Source organism: Amycolatopsis nalaikhensis, from assembly GCF_030264295.1.
Taxonomy (GTDB): Bacteria; Actinomycetota; Actinomycetes; order Mycobacteriales; family Pseudonocardiaceae; genus Amycolatopsis; species Amycolatopsis nalaikhensis.
Window position 1 is genome coordinate 4,228,590 of record NZ_CP127173.1, and the last position, 20,823, is coordinate 4,249,412.

Sequence of the window (20,823 nt, forward strand, 5' to 3'; positions counted from 1 at the left end):
CGAGGTCGCCATCGGCCAGCCACACGTCGACGGCTGCGACGTGGCCAGGTGCCTGCGCACCGGACTTCAACGCCTGAGCTGCGAGCACGAACACGACTGCGGCAAGGACACCTGGTCCGGCCGCTGGCCCGGCGAGACCTTCTCTGAACTAAAGCCCCAGGGAGGGCGTGTCCCGAACGACCGGGCATACTGTCGTGCTCGGATGTGACGGTGCTGACGAGGGGGTTCCGTGGCTGCGCACCCTGCGACGGACGCGCTTGCCGAATTCTGGGCGAAGCGAGCGTCCACAACGCAAATGAGGGGACCTCAGGAGAAAGCGCTGGTGCGGCTCGTCGAGGACGAGCTTGTCGGTGCGGGAGTGGAGCGGTCGAGTATCCGCAGAGACGAGGCTATAGCGCTCCCCGGTGCCTACAACCCGAACCCCCGGATGTGGGATCTGGTCGTGGTCGAGGACGAGGTAGAGCAATTGTCAAGACCTGTGGATGAAGATCTTTTAAGCGGCTGCGGGTGGGGTGTGTTCGGTGGGGCGTTCGACGAGTTTGCCGTTCTCGAAGCGGGCTCCGGCGCGGACGAGGGCGACCAGGTGGGGCGCGTTGACCGCCCGCCAGCGGGCCTGCGCCGCTTCGATGAGCTTGAACGCCATCGCCAAGCCCGCGGCGCGTGAGCCGGGCCCCTTGGTGACCTTGGTGCGGTGCCGCACGGTGGCGAAGGTCGACTCGATGGGGTTGGTGGTGCGCAGGTGGATCCAGTGCTCGGCCGGGTAGTCGTAGAACGCGAGCAGCTCCTCGACATCGTCGGTGATCTTGGCGACGGCCTTGGGGAATTTCGCGCCGTACAGGGCTTTGAACGTTGTCACCGCGTCGAGGGCGTGCCGGCGGTCTTCGGCGTTCCAGATCTGCGCGAGGGCCTTCTTCGCGCCGGGATGCGCGGACTTGGGCAGTGCGGCAAGCACGTTGGCGATCTTGTGGAACCAGCAGCGCTGCTCCCGGGTCTCGGGAAAGACCTCGCGTAGCGCGCTCCAGAACCCGAGCGCCCCGTCGCCGGCCGCGAGGACGGGGGCGCGCATGCCGCGGCGCTTGGCATCACGCAGCAGGTCCGCCCAGGACTCGGCCGATTCCCGGTACCCGTCGGTCAGCGCGACGACTCCTTACGGCCGTCGGCGCGCACGCCGATCATCACAAGCAGGCACAGTTTGTGTTCCTCCAAGCGGATGTTGACGTGGATCCCGTCGGCCCACAGATACACAAAGTCCACAGTAGACAGATCACGTTCGCAGAACGCGCGCTGCTCGGCCTTCCACTGCTCGGTCAGCTTGGTGATCACCGGGCCGGACAGGCCCTTGGTCGAGCCGAGGAACTGGCCCAGTGCGGGCACGAAGTCCCCGGTGGACAGGCCGTGCAGGTACAACAACGGCAGCACCTCGGTGATCTTCGAGGTCTTACGCGCCCACGGCGGCAGGATCGCCGAGGAGAAGCGTTGCCGCTGCCCGGTCCCGGGATCGACGCGTTTGTCGTTGACCCGCGGCGCGGTCACCTCGACCGCACCCGCCGAGGTGAGCACCTCACGGGGCTCGTGGTGGCCGTTGCGCACCACCAGGCGGTGCCCGTTCTCGTCACGCTCGCCGGCGAACCGGGCGATATAGGCCTCGACCTCGGCCTGCAGCGCCTCGGCCAGCATCCGGCGCGCGCCTTCACGCACCAGCTCATCGATCACCGACGACGCGGACGAGCCGCCCGCCGCACCGTCATCACCAGCAGCAGGATCAGGGACTACGCTCAGCATCGGGTCGTACCTTCCCGGCCGACGTTGGCGCGTCGGCCATGCTTGGAAACCTCAACCGGGTCACCGGGAAGGTACGCCCCCTTCCCAGCCCATCCACAGGTCTCAAGCATTGCTCACGAGGTACCCATTGCCGCCGTGGGCGTCAGAGCCGCCACTGGCCCAAACTTCGGCAACAACTTCAGCAACCGGGTCGAGCAGATTCTCGGGGACGCGGTGAACCTCGGCCGGCCGTACGAGCCTGAGGCGTTGACGGCGTTCAAGCCCTGCCTGGCGCTCTGCTTCGTGCTTGAGGACTGCGAGCGCTCGACGATCCCGGTCCGGACCCGGCGCGGGCACTTCGGAGATGAGTTCGGCTTCCCCGAGGGTGCCTCCTACAAGGACAGGTACGGGATCTTCTTCGAGCGGCTCATCCAAGACGGCAGATACGACGCGATCTGTTACTTGGCGTCTACCCCCTCGGACAAACCCTCTGTGAGCGAGCCGCGCGCCGAGATGGGCTTCGGCCAGTTCGCCCAGTCCATCGCTGATCGAGTCGCGGAGATCAGGAAGCGGAGAGCGGACAGTGCTGTCAACTCCGTCGAGTTGGGGCGAAAGCTGGCGCAACGCGATGACCTCGGCAAGGTGGTTCTCGGCATCACCTCCACACCGCAGGGCCTGTCCGCTGCGGAAGCCGCCGTGATCGAGCATCGGCGGCAGCTTGTAGCGCGACTCCGCGAACTCGCAATGACTGAAGGTGTCACCGAGACCAAGATGCACAACGCCTTGGGCGCCAACTACTGGGTGTTTGGCGGTCAGTACGTCGGCATCGCCGCCAGGCGCACACTGATGCCGCTGGACCAGCACGATATCCCGCTGGTCTGCGCCGACAGAAGCCTGCACATCGTGGAACTCAAAGGGCCAGACAGCAAGATCGTTCGCCTGCATCGGAACCACCTCATCGTGGCCAACGAGGTCCACGAGGCGGTCAGCCAGTGCATGAACTACCTTCGCTCCCTCGACGATATGGGAGCGACCCTCCAGACCGTTCACCGCAACGAACTGGGGCTCGACTACGACTACCGACGCGCGAAGGGGACCGTCGTTATCGGCCATCAGAATCGGGCGTACCCAGCTGGTGTTAGGAGGGAACAGGTGGACCAGACGATCCGCTCCTACAATGCGCACCTCAGCCGTGTTCAGGTCCTCACTTATGACGACCTGCTTGATAGTGCGGAGCGGGCGCTGATTTTCGAGATCAGCGACGCCGAGGTCATGCCGGAAAGTTAATCCGTGCGTGGTCCTCGCCGATCGTGATGTTGGTTCGCGAACCTCAGGTATGCGATTTTGCAGTGGTGCTCGATCGGCCAGCAAGTTCGGCGAACTACGGCATGCCGAGTTCGACCGAAGTGGCTCGGCGTGCGAGCGTTTGGTCGAGTTGGCTGATCTTGTTCTTGGCTCCGGTCAGGCTGACTTGCAGTCCTTCGACTTCGCCCAGCCATCCTTCACGTTTGGCCTCGATAATTCTGGCTTCGAGGTTGTGGCGGATTTCCAACAAGCGGTGGCGTTGAGCTGGGGCAGGCCGAAGTAGGCTGCACCTGACGCACGCGTGCTCATGTATGCATGGCGTGTTGAAGGCGCGTCCGCAAGTTCCGACGGAGACTTTACGCTTTTCGAACTGCGCCAAGAAGGAGTCCCATTCATTATCGGTGGGCGTGCGGTATTCTTCACTTGGCCGTGCCGCTCGTCGACGGGCGATGAAGGCGCGGTGTGTCTCGATCGCCTCGGTAGGGTACGTAGCTTTGTATCCCATTGTGGTGTCGATCTTTTTGTGTCCGCAGATTACTTGCGCGATGTGTGGTGGCAGGCCGTTGATGATCGCGTCAGTCACGAAGATCCTGCGGAAGTCATGTGGAGTGAAGTGTAAAGGGTCGCCTGCGGTATCGGTGAGCCCGGTCGCTTCGAGCGTTTGCTTGATGGCTTCGCGGATACCGGCGGCGGTGAACGCTCGGTTCTGGCCGGCAACGTTGCGCTGGAACAGCAGCCCCATCGGCGGCGTCCACGTCAGCTCGTAGGAGTCGTATGCGGGCACGAGGGGTACCGTGCCGCCAGGCTTACGAATACGGCAGATGATCGTGCTGAGCACGTCGGCCAACTCGGGGTCAACGAGAAGGAGACGTTCGGCGTCGGTCTTGGACGGCACGATTTGCAGCAAGGGAACAAGTTCTCCGGTGGAGGGAAGCCGATAGGAGGTGATGGCCTGATGACTGAGCTCCAGGAGTTCCTCGATCCGGATCCCGGTCCGAGATAGCACCTCGATCGCCGCCCATGCCCAGAACGCATCCCGATCTTCTAGCGTCAGGTTCCGGCGGAGCCCGGTGGTGGCGTGCTCGGCCCACACCATGGCGTGCTGCTTTGCCGCGCCCGGTAAGGGCCTGCGGAAGACGTCGCCGCCAAACTCAAACGTCTGACCGGGCGGCGTGTTACACGCTGCCTCCAGCCGGGCGGCCATCGATTTCCACCGTTCGGCCGCAGTGCGCTGCAGGATGGGTAGAACGGGGAGGCGCTCACGCGTGCGCTGGTCCATGCGGGCTTTGGTGGCCTGCTGCTCCTTCTTGGCGCGAGCCTCAACCGCCTTGATCGGGCACGGCGCGGCCCACGGACCCCAGCGTGCGGGCTCTTCCAGCGCCCATTGGGCGATATCGAGATAGAACGCGCGCACGGCGAGCAATACCCGCGCGACCTTGTGGCGCCCGATGGATTTCTCTGTGCCGGTGGCCGGGTCGCCAGCCTCCGGCATGCCGGTCCGCAACCGGGTCTTCCAGGCCGTGGTGACCTCTGAGGGCAGGTGGAGAGACGCGATGCCGGGATGGTGGCGTTCCAGGTCGCCCCAGAACAGCCCAGCCAGCATGTGTGCGTGGTTAGTCAACGTGGCGTAGTCGATCGCGGGCCGACGCTCGGTCAGATAGTCGACGAGGAGGTCCGGAATGGGAGCGCATTGCAGGTTGTGCCGGTCGACCAGTTCGCGGACGGAGAGCTGGCCTCGCCGTCGGCCGCAGAACAGCTCATCCAGTGTGGACGGCGCGTCGGCGCTGAACACACCCATCCGGTGCAGCAAGGTGTAGTACAAGGTCCGGCCATAGCGCTTCACACGTTGCGCACCAGGGTTGGTGTCGTAGAGCTCCACGCAATCGCCGACGGTGACGTCGGAGATCCGGCCTCCCTTGGTGGCCAGGATGAACGCGACCCGAGATTTCGCGAGGTTGGCATTGTCCCTGCTGATTGCCGGGTCAGCAGTGATGAGGCGGTCCAACGCGGCGAATCCTGCGGGGTCGCGGTACTGCGCCATACCTGCGGTCAAATGAGAGGAGCGCCGCGTGATCACCCAAGCCGCGGCCGGGCGGATCACCTCGGCACAGACCAGCATCCTCATCCCGGACGCCAGAACGCCGAGGTTGGCCGCACCGTCGTCACCTTGGGCGGCAAGCCAGTCAGATGGCAGCCGCGCCCAGTCACCCCCGGACAGGTCGTGTTGGCCGCTGGCCAGCCAGCGCTGCTGCCACGTATTGCCGGGGTGGATGGCCAGCCAGTCCAGCAGCCGCCGCGCCCCGAGTAACCGGGCGCGCTGCGTGATCCGGTTGGACGTGCGAAACGTCGGCGACGCCAGAAGGTCCAGGATCTCCTCCCGCGACCAGGTGGTCTGCACCCAGGACGTTGCGGCAGGCCGAGGCGGGAACCTCCGTCGCAGCATCTGCACGTACGCGGCGCCCTCGCCGACGCTATGTCCGTCGAGGGTGCCGTCGGTGTGCGTCTGAAGTGGCAGCTGGTCGTCGTCAGCCGCGATGCTCGTCATACGCCGTCGGGCCTTCCCCACAGGATCTCCAGAGATCGCGGGTCATAAGTTGGGCCGGGCGGCGGTGCAGGTGCTGGCTGGTCGCGTCGGGCTGCTTGCCGCGCGTAGTGGGCGAGCACCTGCTCGACCACCGCGTCCCTGCCGGGGATCAGGTACCGCTCGGTTGTGGTCAGCGAGGCGTGGCCCAACACGGCCTGGATGTGGGTCAACGGCAGGTCGGGATCGGCGGCCATCCGTTGGGCGGCAGTGTGTCGAAGGGCGTGCAGCGTCCAGCTCGCGCCCAGCAATGTGTTAACCCGCTCGAACATGCGGTGCGCCGCGTGGTAGGTCAACGGCCGGTACGGTCGCCGCAGTGTCCACCACAACGGTTGCGTCCGGCCCGGTGGCACGAGGCCACGCATCTGTTCCTGGTAGATCCGCAAGTAGACGAACGCGTCCGGGGACGCGGGAACCTCCTGGACGGACCGCGTTCCCTTACGCACCACTGTGATCACTTGCCGACCGGGGTCGGCGTCTCTGACCCGAGCTTCCGAGCAACTCCGACGCGCGGACCCCGCTGGAGATCCAGAACGCGACCAACGCCCGATCCCGATCCGAGGGCAACCTCGCGAAGATCTCGTCGAATCGATCATCAGGGATCCCTCGCGGCATCCGCTGTGGAACCCGCGGCCGGTACCGGCCCACTCGATCCCGACGGAACTGGTCCATGGGGTTGTGGTGGGCATTGGCTCGCCCGGATCGCCGCGACCGATCCAACGGAAACGGGTTGACGACCGGTCCGTCGCCAGTCTCGAGATGGAAATCGTAGAAGCTGCGAAGGACCGTCTCACTGTGAACGATCGTCGACCGTGCATACCCCACACCAGGGGCGGGCTTGCCCGCCGCCGGCTTCACAGATCCCACGGAGGCGGCTGAGCCGCGGCGTGGTTTGGCCGTGATTTGGATCCAGCAACTGAAATCCCGTGCCTCGCTCCGGCTCGCGCGATCCCATCGCACGTCGACCGCCGCCAGGAATCTCCACCACCGCAGCAGGTCCATCCCATACGACCGGAGCGTCGCCATCGGCCGGCCCGACGCCGTCAACTCACGGAAAAACGCACTCACAGGCGCCACCACCGCGCCCGTCGTGTCCACCAGTTCATACGGCTCCGACTCGCCGTCCAACGGACCGACCAGCTTGCCCACTGCCGGCACCACCAGACGTGCAACATCCCGTTCCAAGATCACACAGGCAAGCTAGCAACGCCTGTTTGAGCAGGCCCGATGACCTGCCGGAACAGTCAAGTTAGTTCAGTCAACATGTCGACTGCGAACGCCTCGGCTGGATGATCGGCCCCGGCCTACCCGACCGCCGCGACCCACGTCGGCGCCCTCGGGTACGCCCGGGGCACCCTCGGAGACCACCCGCAGCCAGCGTGACCGTCGTGGAGACACCCGCCCGGCGAACCGGCGGCGCCCGGGGTCGCCCCGTAGCGCGGCAGGTCCGCCCGGGCGACACGGCCCCGCCGCCGCGACCCACGTCGGCGCACTCGGGTACGCCCGGGGCACCCTCGGAGACCACCCGCAGCCAGCGTGACCGTCGCGGGGACACCCGCCCGGCGAACCGGCGGCGCCCGGGGTGGTCGCCGCCTAGCGCGGCAGGTCCGCTGGGGTGTCCACGTCCTGGCCGCCGCCCAGGTCGGCGCACTCCACCAGCCGCAGGTCGGTGCGGCCGCGGAGCCAGTCGCGGGCTCCGCGGTCGCCCGAGGCGCTCTCGGCGACCTCGTCCCACCAGCGGCGGCCGAACAGCACTGGATGCCCCGGCACGCCGTCGTAGGCGGCGCGCGCGACCACGTCCGGCGAGGCCAGCGCCCGCAGCCGCGCCACGATGCGGGCGTCCACCCCCGGGAGGTCGACCAGGTGCACCAGCACGGCCGACGCGTCCGGCAGTGCCCGCAGCCCGGCCCGCAGCGACGCGCCCATTCCGCTGGCCCAGTCAGGCGACTCGACCGCCCACGACGGATCCGGCAGCAACGCCCGCACATCCGAAGCCTGCGCGCCAACCACCACGCGCACCGGCGAACAGCCACCGTCGGTCAGGGCCCGCAAAGCCCGGCGCAGCAACGGTTCCCCGTCCAGTTCGACCAGCGCCTTCGGACGTCCCATCCGCCGTCCGGCGCCGGCCGCCAGCAGCAGCCCGGCGCACTCAGCCACGGCGGGCCTGCGCGGGTGCGACGGCCAGGTCGTCCTCGATGCGCTTCGCGGCGGCCAGCAGCGGCGGAACCATCTCCTCGATCACCGTCTCCCGCGGGGTGCGGCTGGCGTGGGTGGACACGTTCACCGCCGCCACGACGCGGCCCTGCCGGTCCCGGATCGGCGCCGCGACCGACCGCAGCCCCTCCTCCAGCTCCTGGTCCACCAGCGCCCAGCCCTGCTGCCGGACCGCGGCCAGCTCGGCCCGCAGCGCGGCGGGCGAGGTGAGCGTGTGCGAGGTCAGGCGCTGCAGCTCGGCCTGTTCCAGGTACCGGGCGAACCCCTCGTCGTCGAGCCCGGCGAGCAGCACGTGCCCCATCGAGGTGGCGTAGGCGGGGAACCGGGTGCCGACGTTGATGCTCACCGTCATGATCCGGGACACCGCGACCCGCGCGACGTAGACGATGTCGGCGCCCTCCAGCACGGACACCGAACTCGACTCGCGCACCTCCGCCGACAGCCGCTCCAGGTGCGGCTGCGCGACCTCGGGCAGGGTCATGCTGGACAGGAACGCGTAGCCGAGCTCCAGCACACGCGCGGTCAGCGAGAAGTACTTCCCGTCCGTGCGCACGTACCCGAGGTCGACGAGCGTCAGCAGGAACCGCCGGGCCGCGGCGCGGGTCAGGCCGGTCGAGCGCGCCACGTCGGACAGCGTCAGCTCGGGCGACCCGGCGCCGAACGCGCGGATCACGGCCAGGCCGCGTTCCAGCGACTGGACGTGGTGCGCGCCGCGCTCGGTCGGTTCCATATTTCCAATCTAACTGCGGCGCGAAGCGCCTCCGTTGAGGGTGGTGGCGGGCGACGGGCGGGATTAGTGGGCGCGCGGCTGGGCGGTGGGCTCTCCCATCTCGGCCAGCGTCTTCTGCGCGATGGCGAACGCCTCGTTGGCCGCCGGCACCCCCGCGTACACGCCGGCGTGCAGCAGCACCTCGCCGATCTCGTCGGCGGTCAGCCCGTTGCCGACGGCGGCGCGGACGTGCATCGCGATCTCGCCGTGGCAGTGCAGCGCGGTGAGCACGGCCAGCGTGATGCAGCTGCGGGTCTTGCGATCCAGGCCCTCGCGCGTCCAGATCGAGCCCCACGCGGCGCGGGTGATGTAGTCCTGGAACTTCCGCGTGAACTCGGTCGCGTTGGCGGTGGCGCGGTCGACGTGCGCGTCGCCCAGCACCTCGCGCCGGACCCGCATGCCCGCGTCGTACAGCTCGTCGCTCATCGCGCCCCCTTCAGGTGCTCCAGGAGCAGTTCGGTGAACTTGCCTGCCTGCTGGTAGCTGCCCAGGTGGGCCGCGTGGTCGATCACCTCGAACTTCGCGCCCGGGATGCCGTCGGCGATGACCTGCCCGTGCGAGGGCGGCAGCGCGGCGTCGTCGGCTCCCGAGATCACCAGGGTCGGCGCGGTGATCGTGCCCAGCCCCGCGGTCAGGTCGAGCCCGGCGATGGCCTCGCAGCACGACGCGTAGCCCTCGGCCGGGGTCGTGGCCGTCATCTGCCGCAGCTCCTCGGCCAGTTCGGGGTTCGCGTCGATCCAGTCCCGCGTGAACCACCGGCCGATGCTGCCCTCCGCGATCGTCGCCATGCCCTCGGCACGCACCTGCTTCGCGCGCCCGGTCCACATGTCGACGTTGCCCGGCTTGACCGAGGTGAACGTCAGGGCCAGCGACCGGAACCGCGACGGCGCGTGCTGCCCGAGCCAGGCGCCGGTCATCCCGCCCAGCGACAGGCCGACGAAGTGCGCGGACTCGACGCCGAGCGTGTCCAGCAGCTCGACGACGTCACGCCCGAGGTCGGCGATCGAGTACGGCCCCGGCGGCACCGGCGACTGCCCGTGACCCCGCGTGTCGTAGCGGACGACGCGGAAACCGTTGTCCACCAACGGCTTCACCTGCGGCTCCCACATGCGCAGGTTACTGCCGATGGAGTTGCTCAGGACGACGACCTCACCATCGCCCGCGGTCTCGTAGTGGACCTTCACGAAGTCCCCTTTCGCTTCTCCAGCACCCGTTCGACGAAGAACCGCGCACTCCCCAGGTAACCGGCCGGGTCCAGCAGCTCGCCGATGCGCTCGCGCGACAGGTGCTTGCCCACCAAGGCGTCCTCGGCCAGCAGATCGGCCAGCTCACCCTCACCGGCCAGAGCGCGGCGGGTGCACGCGCTCACCGCGTCGTGTGCTTCGAGCCGCCCGGTCTCGGCCGCGAGCGCGGTCGTGACCCGTTCCGACAGCAGTGCGCCGTGCGTGAGGTCGAGGTTCGCGCGCATCCGGTCCGCGTCGACCTGGAGCCGGTCGAGGCTCGTGCGCAGCCAGTGCACGGCGGATCCGGTGCTGCGGAACAGTTCCGTCAGCGGCCGCCACTCGGCGTGCCAGGAACCGGCCGCGCGCTGGTGCTCCTGCGCCATCGCGCCGAGCAGGGTCGCGACGAGTCCGGGCGCCTGCTGCGCGGCCGCCGCGGCCGCCACCGCGGCGACCGGGTTCCGCTTGTGCGGCATGGTGGACGATCCGCCGCTGCCCTCGGCGACCTCGGCGATCTCGCCGACCTCGGTCTGCGCGAGCAGCACCAGCGACCGCGACGCACCGGCGACCACACCTGCCAACGAACCGAGCGCCCCGGCGAGTTCCGCGATGCGCGTCCGCTCGGTGTGCCACGGCATTGCGGGCTCCGCAAGTCCGAGCCTGCGCGCGAAGGCCGCCAGCACCGCCGGCCCCTGCTCGCCCAGCGACGCCAGCGTGCCGGTCGCCCCGCCGAGCTGCACCGCGAACCGCTGCGCCCGCAACCGGTCCGCGGCCGCGTCCAGCCCGGAGAGCCAGCCGGCGAGCTGGAACCCGAACGTCACCGGCAGCGCCTGCTGCAGCAACGTCCGTCCCGCTTGGACAGTGCCGGCGTGCTCACGCGCCAGCTCGGCGAGCCGGTCCGCGCACGCCTCGACCTCGCCGAGCAGCACGTCCACCGCGCGCGCGGACACCAGCATCGCCGCGGTGTCCACGATGTCCTGGCTGGTCGCGCCGAGGTGCACCACGCGGCCCGCCTCGCCGCCGACCTGCGCGGTCAGCTCCCGCACGAGCGGCGCGGCGGGGTTGCCGACGCCGACGGACTTCGCACCGATCGCGGCGGGGTCGAACTTCCCGTCACGAGCCACGGCGGCGATCCGGTCGGCGTGCTCGCGCGGGATCACGCCCGCGTCCGCCTCCGCCTCCGCCAGCGCCGCTTCCGCGTCGAGCAGTCCCCGCAGCCAGGCGGCGTCGGAGACCTCGTCGCGGAGCGGCCCGGCGGCGAGTATCGGGTCGAACAGGTCAGACATCGAAGAACACTGTCTCAGCCTCACCCTGGAGACGCACGTCGAAGCGGTAGCCGTCGTCGGTCTTGGCAGCGATCAGCGTGCCGCGCCGGTCTTCCGGCACCGAGTTCAGCACCGCGTCGGCGGCGTTGGCCTCGGTGTTCTCCGGGAAGTAGATGCGCGTGACGACCCGGTGCAGCAGCCCGCGCGCGAACACCGACACGTCGATGTGCGGGGCCTGCGTCGCACCGTTCTCGCCCGGGATCGCGCCCGGCAGCAGGGTGAGGATCTCGTAGCTGCCGTCCGGCTTGGTCGGGCAGCGGCCGAACCCGCGGAACCCGGGAACGCGGCCGCGCGGGTCGTCCGGGTGGTCGAAGCGGCCCTGCGGATCGGCCTGCCAGGTCTCGATCATCGCGTCCGGCACCGGGTTGCCCTCGCCGTCGGTGACGGTGCCGCGGATCCACACCGCGCCCTCGGTGCCCTCGGGCACCACGGTCGGGCCGTCCTCCCAGGGCAGGCCGATCGCGAGGTAGGGGCCGACGGTCTGCGAAGGGGTCGTCATTCGTCTTCCTCTGTGTTCTGCGGGACACCCGCACCCGGTCGGACGAGCAAGCGCGAAAAGGGCCAAGTGTCGCTCACTCGTCCTCCTCCTCCTCGTTCTCGAACACCGACTGCTCGCGGCCGCGCACCACGATGTCGAACTCGAACGCCAGCGCCCAGTGGTCGGTGGTGCGGCTGTAGTCGAACCGCGAGATCATCCGCTGCCGCGCCTTCTCGTCCGGGATCGAGTTGAAGATCGGGTCCTGGAAGAACAGCGGGTCGTCCGGGAAGTACATCTGCGTCACCAGGCGCTGCGTGAACGCCTGCCCGAACACCGAGAAGTGGATGTGCGCGGGCCGCCAGGCGTTGTCGTGGTTCTTCCACGGGTACGCGCCCGGCTTGATGGTGGTGAACTCGTACCGGCCTTGCGAGTCGGTGATGGTGCGGCCGACGCCGTCGAAGTTCGGGTCCAGCGGGGCCGGCCAGTTGTCGCCGATGTGCCGGTAGCGGCCGCCCGCGTTGGCCTGCCAGATCTCGATCAGCGAGTTCGGGATGCCCCGGCCGTCGCCGTCGAGGAGGCGGCCGTGCACCAGGATGCGCTGCCCCTGCGGCTCTTCCGCGTGCTGGCGGGTCAGGTCGTTGTCGAACTCACCGAGGCGGCCGGGGCCGAGCAGCGGGCCGGTCACCTCGGTGAGCATCTGCGGCAGCAGAACGAGCGGCTGCTTCGGGTGCCGCAGGGCCGTCGACCGGTAGCCCGGTGAGTCCAGCGGCGGGTGCGTGCCCTCCGGGTCCCGCCGGTAGCGCGGCAGGATCAGCTTGTTACTCGTCGGTGCTGCCATAGCACGTTTTCCTTTCTCCTCACGCTTCCAGCACGACCGCGAGCCCCTGGCCCACGCCGATGCAGATCGCGGCCAGCCCGTAGCCACCGCCGCGGCGGCGCAGCTCGTAGGCCAGCGACGCGAGAATGCGGCCGCCGGAGGCGCCCAGCGGGTGCCCGATCGCGATCGCGCCGCCGTTGACGTTCACGATCGACGGGTCGAGCTTGGGCCAGTCGGCGAAGCAGGACAGGCACTGCGCGGCGAACGCCTCGTTCAGCTCGACCGCGGCCAGCTGCTCCCAGCCGATCCCGGCGCGCTCCAGCGCGATCTCCGCGGCCCGCACCGGGCCGATGCCGAACACGTCCGGGTCGACACCGGCCGCGCCGCGGCCCGCGATGCGCGCCAGCGGTGTCTTGCCGAGCCGGTCGGCCGCGGCCTGGTCGCCCAGCAGGACGGCGGACGCGCCGTCGTTGAGCGGCGAGGCGTTGCCCGCGGTGATGGTGCCACCTCTGCGGAAGGCGGGCTTGAGCTTGCCCAGCTTCTCCAGCGTCGAGTCGGCGCGGATGCCCTCGTCGCGGGTCAGGCCGGTGCCGGGGACGGGCACGACGTGGTCGTCGTAGAAGCCCGCGTCCCACGCCTTCGCCGCGTTGAGGTGGCTGCGCAGCGCGAACTCGTCCTGTGCCTCGCGGGTGATGCCGTACTTCTCGGCCAGCCGCTCGGTGCTCTCGCCCAGCGAGATCGTCCACTGCTCGGGCATCTCCGGGTTGACCATGCGCCAGCCGAGGGTGCTCGAATGCAGGGTCTGCGTCGCCGGGGAGTACGCCTTCTCCGGCTTGAGCAGGATCATCGGCGCGCGGGTCATCGACTCCACGCCGCCCGCGACGACCAGCGACGCGTCGCCGGTCGCGATGGTGCGGCTGGCCTGCATGACCGCGTCCAGACCGGAGCCGCAGAGCCGGTTCACGGTGGTGCCGGGCACCGAGGTCGGCCAGCCCGCGAGCAGCGCGGCCATGCGCGCCACGTTGCGGTTGTCCTCGCCCGCCTGGTTGGCGTCGCCGAGCACGACCTCGTCCACCGTGGCGGGGTCGAGGTCGTTGCGGGAGGCCAGCTCACGCAGCACGTGCGCGGCGAGGTCGTCGGGACGGACTCCCGCCAGGGCGCCGCCGTAGCGGCCGAACGGGGTCCGGATGGCGTCGAGAACGTATGCGTCACTCATTTGGCGGCCTTCAACTCCCGCAGGGCCGTGAGCTCGGCCTCGGTCGGGGGCGGCGTGGTCTCCAGCTCCGGCGCGACCTTCAGGTCCCAGCCGGTCGCGTCCTTGACCTGCTCCACCGTGACGCCCTCATGGATCTGGGTCAGCACCAGCTCGGCGGTCTCCGGGTCCGGGCGCATCACGCCGAGGTCGGTGATCACCAGGGTCGGGCCGGCGCCGGGCAGGCCCAGCTTCTCCCGCTCGCCCTTGCCGCGGCCGTGGCCGAAGGAGGTGATGAAGTCGACCTGCTCGACGAAGCTGCGCTTGCTCTGCCGCACCACGACGTAGACCTCGTGGCAGTTCGCGGCGATCTCCGGCGCGCCACCGGCGCCCGGCAGGCGGACCTTCGGGTCGGCGTAGTCGGCGCCGATGACCGTGGTGTTGATGTTGCCGAACTTGTCCAGCTGCGCCGCGCCGAGGAAGCCGACGTCGATCCGGCCGGGCTGCAGCCAGTAGTTGAACACCTCCGGCACGCTGATCACCGCGTCGGCGGTGTCGGCGAGGATGCCGTCACCGATCGACGCGGGCAGCCGGGTGGGCTTCGAGCCGAGCGTGCCGGACTCGTAGATGAGCACCAGGTCCTCGGCGTGGGTGCGGCGCGCGAGGTTGGCCGCGGTGGAGGGCAGCCCGATGCCGACGAACACCCGCTGGCCGCCGGTGAGGGCGCGGGCCGCGGCGATCGACATCATCTCGTCGGACGTGTACGTCCGTTCGACCGTCGTCACTGGGCCACCTCCACGCCGAACACCTTCTCGTCCAGCCAGCGCTGGAACGAGTCCCTCTCCCGCCCAATGGAATCCCAATACGCGTAATACTCGTTGTCGCGCTCGGAGTACCCAGCCGCGTAGGACGGGTGCGCGCCGTTGGGCACTTCGGCGACCGCCGTGACGGCCCAGGTCGGCAGGATGACCTGGCCGGGCACCGGGGTCAGCTCGTCGACGACCTCCTCGACCGTGACCAGGCTGCGCTTGGCGGCCAGCACGGCCTCCTTCTGCACCCCGACCAGGCCCCACATCTGGACATTGCCCGCCCGGTCGGCCCGCTGCGCGTGGATGATCGACACGTCCGGGTTGATGGCGGGCACCGCGGCCAGTTCCTCACCGGTGAACGGGCAGGTGATCGTCTTGATCGTGTCCGTGTGCTTGGGCAGGTCCGTGCCGCGGTAGCCGCGCAGCACCGCGAACGGCAGCCCGGACGCGCCGGCGACGTAGCGGTTCGCCATGCCGGCGTGGCTGTGCTCCTCGATCTCCAGCGGCACCGGCCAGGAGTTCTGCACGGCATCGCGGAAGCGGTGCAGCGACCCGACACCCGGGTTGCCACCCCACGAGAAGATCAGCTTCTTCGCGCACCCGGCGCCGATGAGCTGGTCGTAGACGATGTCCGGGGTCATCCGGACCAGCGTGAGGTCCCTGCGCCGCTGGCGGATGATCTCCTGCCCCGCCGCGTGCGGGATCAGATGGGTGAATCCTTCGAGGGCGACCGTGTCCCCGTCGTGCACCAGCTGGGCGACGGCGTCACGGAGCGACGTTATCTCGGCCATTGAGCTGCTTCCGTTCGCATTCCGCACACAAGTTCTACATATGAACATAGCTGGCCGACCGGAGCCACGCAAGGAAGGGTGGACGCATGAGCGGACCCGAAATCGATCCGGTGACGGCCGAGAGCGAGCAACAGGACGCCGACATCGGCAGCGAGCACACCGAACCCACCTACCGCGACCAGGACCCCCCGGCAACCCCAGCAGGGCACCGCGCTGGCGGACCGCCACAGCGTGCATCACCAATCGAGCTTGGCCACCTACGTGTCCTTTGTCGGCACCCCCCGCTCGGCCAGTCGGGTGATCCACAGAGGGGCCACGTGCCGTGTCGGGGCGAATGCCTATCGTGGTGGTCGTGACGCACAACGTGACGCAGGCCAGGCGCCCTGACCGGACCATCTTCCACTTCCATGAGCTGCGCGAGTTCGTGGACAGCGCCACGGCGTTGCACTTCCCCGACGCGACGCCCGTCCGGTGCTTCGCCGGCTGGGACGGCAAGGTGAAACGCCTGGAGACCGTGGTCGAAGACGCCCGCGACACCGACAGCGACGGTCCGCCAGCGTCACCACCCGCGAACGCACACGGAGCCGACCGCAGCGACGCGGAGAAACGCACGAGCGTCACACAGAAGCCCACCGGCCCCGAGGTGGAATGGCGCCGTTGGGGCCGTCGACTGTCGGCACATGTGCTGACCTTGGGCGATATCCGCGCGCTACTCGCCCGCGCCGACAAGCTGGGCCTGCCCACCTACCAGTACGCCGTCCGTGCCTTGCCGGTGGATCGGTCCTGGCGCGGGCATGTCTACAGCATTTCCGTCGAGCCGTACGCCTGATGGCCCGCCCCACCTCAGCCGCGACGGAAAGGGAACATGTGACGATCCAGGACGTGTATCTGCTCGCCCTACACGAGCCCTACCAGTCCCCGCAGCACCCAGTGCCGATCAACGCCACGATCGTGCACGCCCTGACCTTGCTGCACCCGGCGGCGCCGCAGCCGGACGGCGGCCGGATCTACCGCTGCCTGACCGAGTTCCCCGGCCGCACGCCTGGCGAGGTGGTGCCGCTATCGACGCTGACCTTCGAGCTGGACGGCGGGCAGTTGTGGCCTCTGGTCGCCGACTGGGAACAGGTGGTGGACGCGGTGGTGCACATCGCCCGCCACCAAGGCTGCGACGCGATGCCGATGGGTCTGCCGCAGGTCGCGGCTGTTCTGGTGGGCGGTGGCCCGAACACCGTGCACGAGCTGTACCACCCGGACGGCACCCGCTCCCAGGCAGGCCCGGTCGAGCGGCAACAGCACCTGGACGAGCTGACCGGACACGTACGGCGGTTCGCCGCGGAAGGACCCTTCTGGCCAGGCGACAACCTCGTCTCCCCGCCCCGCGAACCACGCGTCCTGCCCTACAAGCCCTACCGCAGCAACTAGCCGGGACACCGGGCACGACGATCACCTTCAGCCACCCCCGCTGGCTGCGGACCACGCGCCGATCTACTGCCTACTCGGTGTGGCGGGACTGTCTCAAGATCGGTGTTTCTGGCCCGACACCAGCGTAAGACGAATTTGTCAAGTGGGGATCGGGGGCTCACCGGCTCCTCGGCTCTACGTAGCTGGCAATGGGGTTGCTGACCCGACAGCGTGCAATCGAGTTTGGGGAGGAGACGGCGGGCCTGCTCAGGGTGTCGGTCGAGGTCGGTCCTCAACGCCGGGTGGAGCTTGGCCCGTCCCTGGAATCCGCCGCGGCCTGGCTCAGGCGGCGGCGGAAAGATCGATGCGTCCGCTGGCGATCTGTTCGTTCCAGGGGACGCGTTGGGTGATGATGACATGCAGCCAGCGCAGCAGTGCGGCGGCGAGCGCGGCGTGGGCTTGCCCGGTGGTGAGCGGGTTTTCCGGCCGGGTGGTCAGATGATAAAAGCGAGCGGTAAGCACCGGGTTGTTCGCTTGGGCGCCCCAGACTGCGCGCCATGCGGCCAAGCGCAGCCTGGGACGGCCGCGACGAGCTATGCGGGTCCGGCCGTCCTTGGTGCCGCTGCTGTTCTCGCGGGGACATAGCCCGGCGTGTTTGACCACCGCGCGCGGGCTGTCAAACCGGGTCAGATCCCCGGTTTCGGCCAGGATCGCGGCCGCGCCCACGGTCGACAGTCCCGGGATGGAGCTGACCAGGTCGGTCAGTTCAAGCTGGTCGAGGACCTCGACCATACGAGCCTCCACTTCCGACAGTCGACGCTTCGTCGCATGCCAGTCGGCGAGCACGAAACAGGCCCGTTCCAACGCGCCGGCTCGTTGCGCGCTTACGCCCGCCTGGTCGGTCAGCGCCGTGAAGACGGCGCTGACGATGCGCCGCCAGATCTGGCGCCCGCCCCAGTGCGCGACTTCACGGTTGACTGCCTGCAGAAACCGTGCAAGCCCCATTGAGGTTTTCTCAGTAGTGGGTGCGCGTGCCTTGAGATGTGGGCGTGGGGCCCCTGGTAGGACTGGATTTGCGAAGATCAAGTCCGAGGTTCCAGAGGCCCCACGTGATCGATTATGGTGCCACGCTCGATGTGGCGCGCGAGCTGGTCTGGTTCGTCTCCGATGTGTTGCGCACCGAACGCCGGCGTCGTGGCACACGCCGGGGCCGGCGGGCCCTGACCCCGTACCGGCAGGCGGTGCTGGTGCTGCGGTGGTTCCGCGACGCCACCCCGATCCACCGCCTGGCCACCGATCACCGGATCAGCGTGGCTACCGCCTATCGCTACCTGCACGAAGCGATCACCGCCCTGGCCGCCCACGCCCCGGACCTGCACCAGGTCCTGCGCGAACGCCGCGCCGCCGGCGACACCCACGTCATCCTCGACGGCACGCTGATCACCTGTGACCGGGTCGCGGCGACCACGATCAAAACCAAAGGCCGCAATCGGGGGGCCACGGTGCATCTGTGGTACTCCGGCAAGCACCGCGCCTTCGGCGGCAACATCCAGTTCCTGGCCACCCCCGACGGGTTCCCGCTGTGGGTCTCGGCGGTGCTGCCCGGCTCCCGCAACGACCTCTCCGCCGCCCGCGACCTGGACATCGTCGGCGCCCTGACCGCCGCCGCCGGGCAGGGCCTGCCGACCCTGGCCGACAAGGCCTACCACTCAGCCGGTATCGGCATCCACACCCCGATCAAGAAAGCCGCAGGTCAACCACCTTTAGGCCCTCGTCAGCGGGTCTACAACCTGCTGCAATCACGAGCACGAGCCCTCGGCGAACGCGCCATCGCCCTGCTCAAAACCCGCTGGCGCGCACTCCACCACATCAGCCTCTGCCCCCACCGCATCGGCCACATCGTCCAAGCAGCACTCGTCCTCACCCACCACGAACACCACGGACGCTACTGAGAAAACCTCATTCTGGCCAGCCGTTCCGGCCGGCCGTTGCCGCGGTGGAGCACTACCGTCAGCGCGGCGCACCAACTGTTCGACTCGAACGGTTTGGCCGCGCAGCCCAGCACCGCTGGCCAGGCGCATTCCAGCAGGTCGCGCAGCTGTTGCACGTTCGCGGTGGCCGCGGCGACCAGCCGTTCCCGCCGAGCGCCCAGGTGCCGCAGCCGCGCCCAGGTTTCCTCTGCCCGTTCCGGCACGTAGCAGCGCAGGTCACCGACCAGCCGCGCGATCAGCACGGCGTCCTTGTCGTCGGTCTTGTCCCGGGTGTAGTCCTCGCTTTCCCGGGCCCGCCCGACCAGCAGCGGCTGCACACACACCAGCGGCATGCCCAACCCCGCCGCGAGCTGATCAAGAACGCGCCACCGGTGCCCGGTCGGCTCACAGCCCGGTTGCGTCCCAGGTGGTGGTGTAAGTCGGGGTCTTGACCGGCGTGTCTGACCAGCCGGGAGGGGCCACCGCGTGAGTCTCTGCGTGAACCGACCAAAGTTCTCGTAGAGAGGTGCCACGCGATGGCCCTGGACCAGTCTGCCCTGCTGGAAGTATTGGACGCACTCAAGGTCGCGGACGTCGGTGATCGTGTCCGCCAGGCCGCGGAAACGATCTATCAAGCGCTGATCGAGGCCGAGCTCACGGCGGTGATCGGCGCCGCGCCGCACGAGCGTTCAGCAGAGCGCACCACGCAACGCAACGGGCACCGTGCCCGAATGCTGACCACGACCGCTGGTGATCTGGAGCTGCGGATCCCGAAACTGCGCACCGGGTCGTTCTTCCCATCGCTGTTGGAGCGGCGTCGGCGGGTGGATCAGGCGTTGTTCGCGGTGGTGATGGAGGCCTATCTGCACGGTGTGTCCACCCGAAAGGTCGACGACTTGGTCAAGGCGCTGGGTGCGGACACCGGCATCAGCAAGAGCGAGGTGTCGCGCATCTGCGCCGATCTGGACGCCGAGGTCGGCGCGTTCCGGGACCGGTCACTGGCCGAGCACACGTTCCCGTATGTGTTCCTGGATGCCACCTACTGCAAGGCACGAGTCAACCGCAGAGTGATCTCCCAGGCCGTGGTGATCGCCACCGGCGTGCGCGCGGACGGGTGGCGCGAGGTGCTCGGGTTCGCCGTGGGCGACAGCGAGGACGGCGCGTTCTGGACCGCGTTCCTGCGCGGTCTGAAGGCCCGCGGGCTGGGTGGGGTGCAGCTGGTCATCTCCGACGCGCACACCGGTTTGAAGCACGCCATCACCGCAGTGGTGCTCGGTGCGGCCTGGCAACGCTGCCGGGTGCATTTCCTGCGCAACGTGCTCGCCCAGATCCCCAAGGCCTCCGGCGAGATGGTCGCCGCGGCGATCCGCACCATCTTCGCCCAGCCCAAGGCAGAGATGGTGCACGACCAGCTCGATGTCATCGCCGGCATGCTGGGACGGCAGTCCGCCAAGGTCGAGACGATGCTGCGCGACGCCGCGACCGACCTGTTGGCGTTCACCAGCTTCCCGCCCAGCCACTGGAAGAAGATCTGGTCCACCAACCCCCTCGAGCGGCTGAACAAGGAGATCAAACGCCGCACCGACGTCGTCGGCGTCTTTCCCAACCCCGAAGCCCTGCTCCGCCTCGCCGGCGCCGTCCTGGTCGAAGCCCACGACGAATGGCAGACCACCGACCGCCGCTACCTCTCCGAAGCCACCATGGCCACCTTGACCACACCGCCAACCCCGGAAGAACTGGCCACACCCGAACTCATCACGGCATGATCTGACCAGCAGAGCCTCACGCGCACCGAGTTACACCACTCGATGGGACGCGACCCACAGCCCACCGTGACATCGGCGAATCCGTGCCGGCGCGCCACCTCACGGGCCCATTCCAGCACCGAACCCAGCCGCCACGCCTTGGCCCGGACCCGTTTGCGCGCCAGCACCCGCGAATCGTGATCGGTCACCACGATCGCCTGCTTCTCATCGGCCAGATCGATCCCCACGATCGCGTTCTGGGGTGGTACCAGCGCCCGCAACCGAGCCAACCGCTCGTTTCGGCGCTTGTCACCACGCGACAGGCCACTACCGTGGGGCATGACGTCCTCCTCGATGTCCTGGGACTGCAAGCTCGCACACGACATCAGGAGGACGTCCCCGTGATCAACTCGCATCGGCATAGTTCCCTTACTACGCCGGGCCG

General features: G+C 68.8%; 20 protein-coding genes and 1 pseudogene. 5 read left to right on the forward strand and 16 right to left on the reverse strand.

Translation table 11 applies throughout. The annotated features are described in order from the left end of the window. Positions 1–493: 493 nt before the first annotated feature. Positions 494–1,782: pseudogene (locus QP939_RS20970) on the reverse strand (IS256 family transposase). Between the two features lie 42 nt (positions 1,783–1,824). Here QP939_RS20970 and QP939_RS20975 point away from each other — a divergent pair. Next, positions 1,825–3,048, forward strand: a complete 1,224-nt coding sequence (locus QP939_RS20975) for a Shedu anti-phage system protein SduA domain-containing protein (RefSeq protein WP_285458491.1) — start codon at positions 1,825–1,827, stop codon at positions 3,046–3,048. Between the two features lie 94 nt (positions 3,049–3,142). Here the strand turns inward: QP939_RS20975 and QP939_RS20980 are convergent, their stop codons facing one another. From QP939_RS20980 to QP939_RS21035, 12 genes are all read right to left on the reverse strand, one after another. After that, a complete protein-coding gene (locus tag QP939_RS20980; RefSeq protein ID WP_285458492.1) occupies positions 3,143–5,611 on the reverse strand; it encodes a tyrosine-type recombinase/integrase in 2,469 nt (822 codons plus the stop codon). After that, positions 5,608–6,465: a tyrosine-type recombinase/integrase gene (locus tag QP939_RS20985; protein ID WP_352251998.1), complete on the reverse strand. Its 858-nt coding sequence runs from the start codon at positions 6,463–6,465 to the stop codon at positions 5,608–5,610. Before QP939_RS20985 ends, QP939_RS20980 begins: the two co-directional genes overlap by 4 nt. 775 nt (positions 6,466–7,240) lie before the next feature. Continuing rightward, entirely contained in the window at positions 7,241–7,804 is a 564-nt protein-coding gene (locus QP939_RS20990; RefSeq protein ID WP_285458494.1) for a nucleotidyltransferase family protein, read from the reverse strand. Next, positions 7,797–8,591 carry an IclR family transcriptional regulator gene (locus tag QP939_RS20995; protein ID WP_017984324.1) on the reverse strand — a complete coding sequence of 265 codons (795 nt, stop codon included), beginning with the start codon at positions 8,589–8,591 and terminating at the stop codon, positions 7,797–7,799. The genes QP939_RS20990 and QP939_RS20995 overlap by 8 nt, the downstream gene beginning before the upstream one ends. A gap of 63 nt (positions 8,592–8,654) precedes the next feature. After that, positions 8,655–9,056, reverse strand: a complete 402-nt coding sequence (gene pcaC, locus QP939_RS21000; protein ID WP_285458495.1) for a 4-carboxymuconolactone decarboxylase — start codon at positions 9,054–9,056, stop codon at positions 8,655–8,657. Continuing rightward, positions 9,053–9,814, reverse strand: a complete 762-nt coding sequence (gene pcaD, locus QP939_RS21005) for a 3-oxoadipate enol-lactonase (protein WP_285458497.1) — start codon at positions 9,812–9,814, stop codon at positions 9,053–9,055. The genes pcaC and pcaD overlap by 4 nt, the downstream gene beginning before the upstream one ends. Then, positions 9,811–11,136 (reverse strand): 3-carboxy-cis,cis-muconate cycloisomerase, encoded by a 1,326-nt coding sequence (pcaB, locus tag QP939_RS21010; RefSeq protein WP_285458499.1) that lies wholly within the window; start codon positions 11,134–11,136, stop codon positions 9,811–9,813. Before pcaB ends, pcaD begins: the two co-directional genes overlap by 4 nt. Continuing rightward, positions 11,129–11,674: a protocatechuate 3,4-dioxygenase subunit alpha gene (gene pcaG / locus QP939_RS21015; protein WP_020421708.1), complete on the reverse strand. Its 546-nt coding sequence runs from the start codon at positions 11,672–11,674 to the stop codon at positions 11,129–11,131. The genes pcaB and pcaG overlap by 8 nt, the downstream gene beginning before the upstream one ends. Positions 11,675–11,747: 73 nt before the next feature. Beyond that, positions 11,748–12,491 (reverse strand): protocatechuate 3,4-dioxygenase subunit beta, encoded by a 744-nt coding sequence (gene pcaH, locus QP939_RS21020; RefSeq protein WP_285458502.1) that lies wholly within the window; start codon positions 12,489–12,491, stop codon positions 11,748–11,750. Between the two features lie 19 nt (positions 12,492–12,510). Beyond that, entirely contained in the window at positions 12,511–13,686 is a 1,176-nt protein-coding gene (locus QP939_RS21025; protein WP_285458504.1) for a thiolase family protein, read from the reverse strand. Further along, positions 13,683–14,411 (reverse strand): CoA-transferase subunit beta, encoded by a 729-nt coding sequence (locus tag QP939_RS21030; RefSeq protein ID WP_285459804.1) that lies wholly within the window; start codon positions 14,409–14,411, stop codon positions 13,683–13,685. Before QP939_RS21030 ends, QP939_RS21025 begins: the two co-directional genes overlap by 4 nt. A gap of 32 nt (positions 14,412–14,443) precedes the next feature. Continuing rightward, on the reverse strand, positions 14,444–15,262 hold the full coding sequence (locus tag QP939_RS21035) for a CoA transferase subunit A (protein ID WP_237335983.1): 819 nt from the start codon (positions 15,260–15,262) through the stop codon (positions 14,444–14,446). A gap of 352 nt (positions 15,263–15,614) precedes the next feature. On the opposite strand from QP939_RS21035, the gene QP939_RS21040 reads away from it, so the two are divergent. Both QP939_RS21040 and QP939_RS21045 read left to right on the forward strand, forming a co-directional pair. Further along, complete coding sequence (locus tag QP939_RS21040; protein WP_285458506.1) at positions 15,615–16,091, forward strand: hypothetical protein; 477 nt, start codon at positions 15,615–15,617, stop codon at positions 16,089–16,091. Positions 16,092–16,144: 53 nt separating this feature from the next. Beyond that, complete coding sequence (locus QP939_RS21045; protein WP_285458507.1) at positions 16,145–16,684, forward strand: hypothetical protein; 540 nt, start codon at positions 16,145–16,147, stop codon at positions 16,682–16,684. Positions 16,685–17,005: 321 nt separating this feature from the next. Here the strand turns inward: QP939_RS21045 and QP939_RS21050 are convergent, their stop codons facing one another. Then, on the reverse strand, positions 17,006–17,668 hold the full coding sequence (locus QP939_RS21050; RefSeq protein ID WP_285458508.1) for an IS110 family transposase: 663 nt from the start codon (positions 17,666–17,668) through the stop codon (positions 17,006–17,008). Between the two features lie 104 nt (positions 17,669–17,772). On the opposite strand from QP939_RS21050, the gene QP939_RS21055 reads away from it, so the two are divergent. Beyond that, positions 17,773–18,615, forward strand: coding sequence for a transposase family protein (locus QP939_RS21055; protein ID WP_285458510.1), 843 nt, complete (start codon positions 17,773–17,775; stop codon positions 18,613–18,615). On the opposite strand, the gene QP939_RS21060 is transcribed toward QP939_RS21055, so the two are convergent. Continuing rightward, positions 18,609–19,166, reverse strand: coding sequence for an IS110 family transposase (locus QP939_RS21060; protein WP_285458512.1), 558 nt, complete (start codon positions 19,164–19,166; stop codon positions 18,609–18,611). The two genes, QP939_RS21055 and QP939_RS21060, sit on opposite strands and share 7 nt — an antisense overlap. Positions 19,167–19,169: 3 nt before the next feature. On the opposite strand from QP939_RS21060, the gene QP939_RS21065 reads away from it, so the two are divergent. After that, complete coding sequence (locus tag QP939_RS21065) at positions 19,170–20,399, forward strand: IS256 family transposase (protein ID WP_285458513.1); 1,230 nt, start codon at positions 19,170–19,172, stop codon at positions 20,397–20,399. Here the strand turns inward: QP939_RS21065 and QP939_RS21070 are convergent. After that, the gene (locus QP939_RS21070; protein WP_285458514.1) at positions 20,315–20,749 is read right to left on the reverse strand and encodes a hypothetical protein; all 435 of its coding nucleotides are present in this window, start codon (positions 20,747–20,749) and stop codon (positions 20,315–20,317) included. The genes QP939_RS21065 and QP939_RS21070 overlap by 85 nt on opposite strands. Positions 20,750–20,823: the final 74 nt, after the last annotated feature.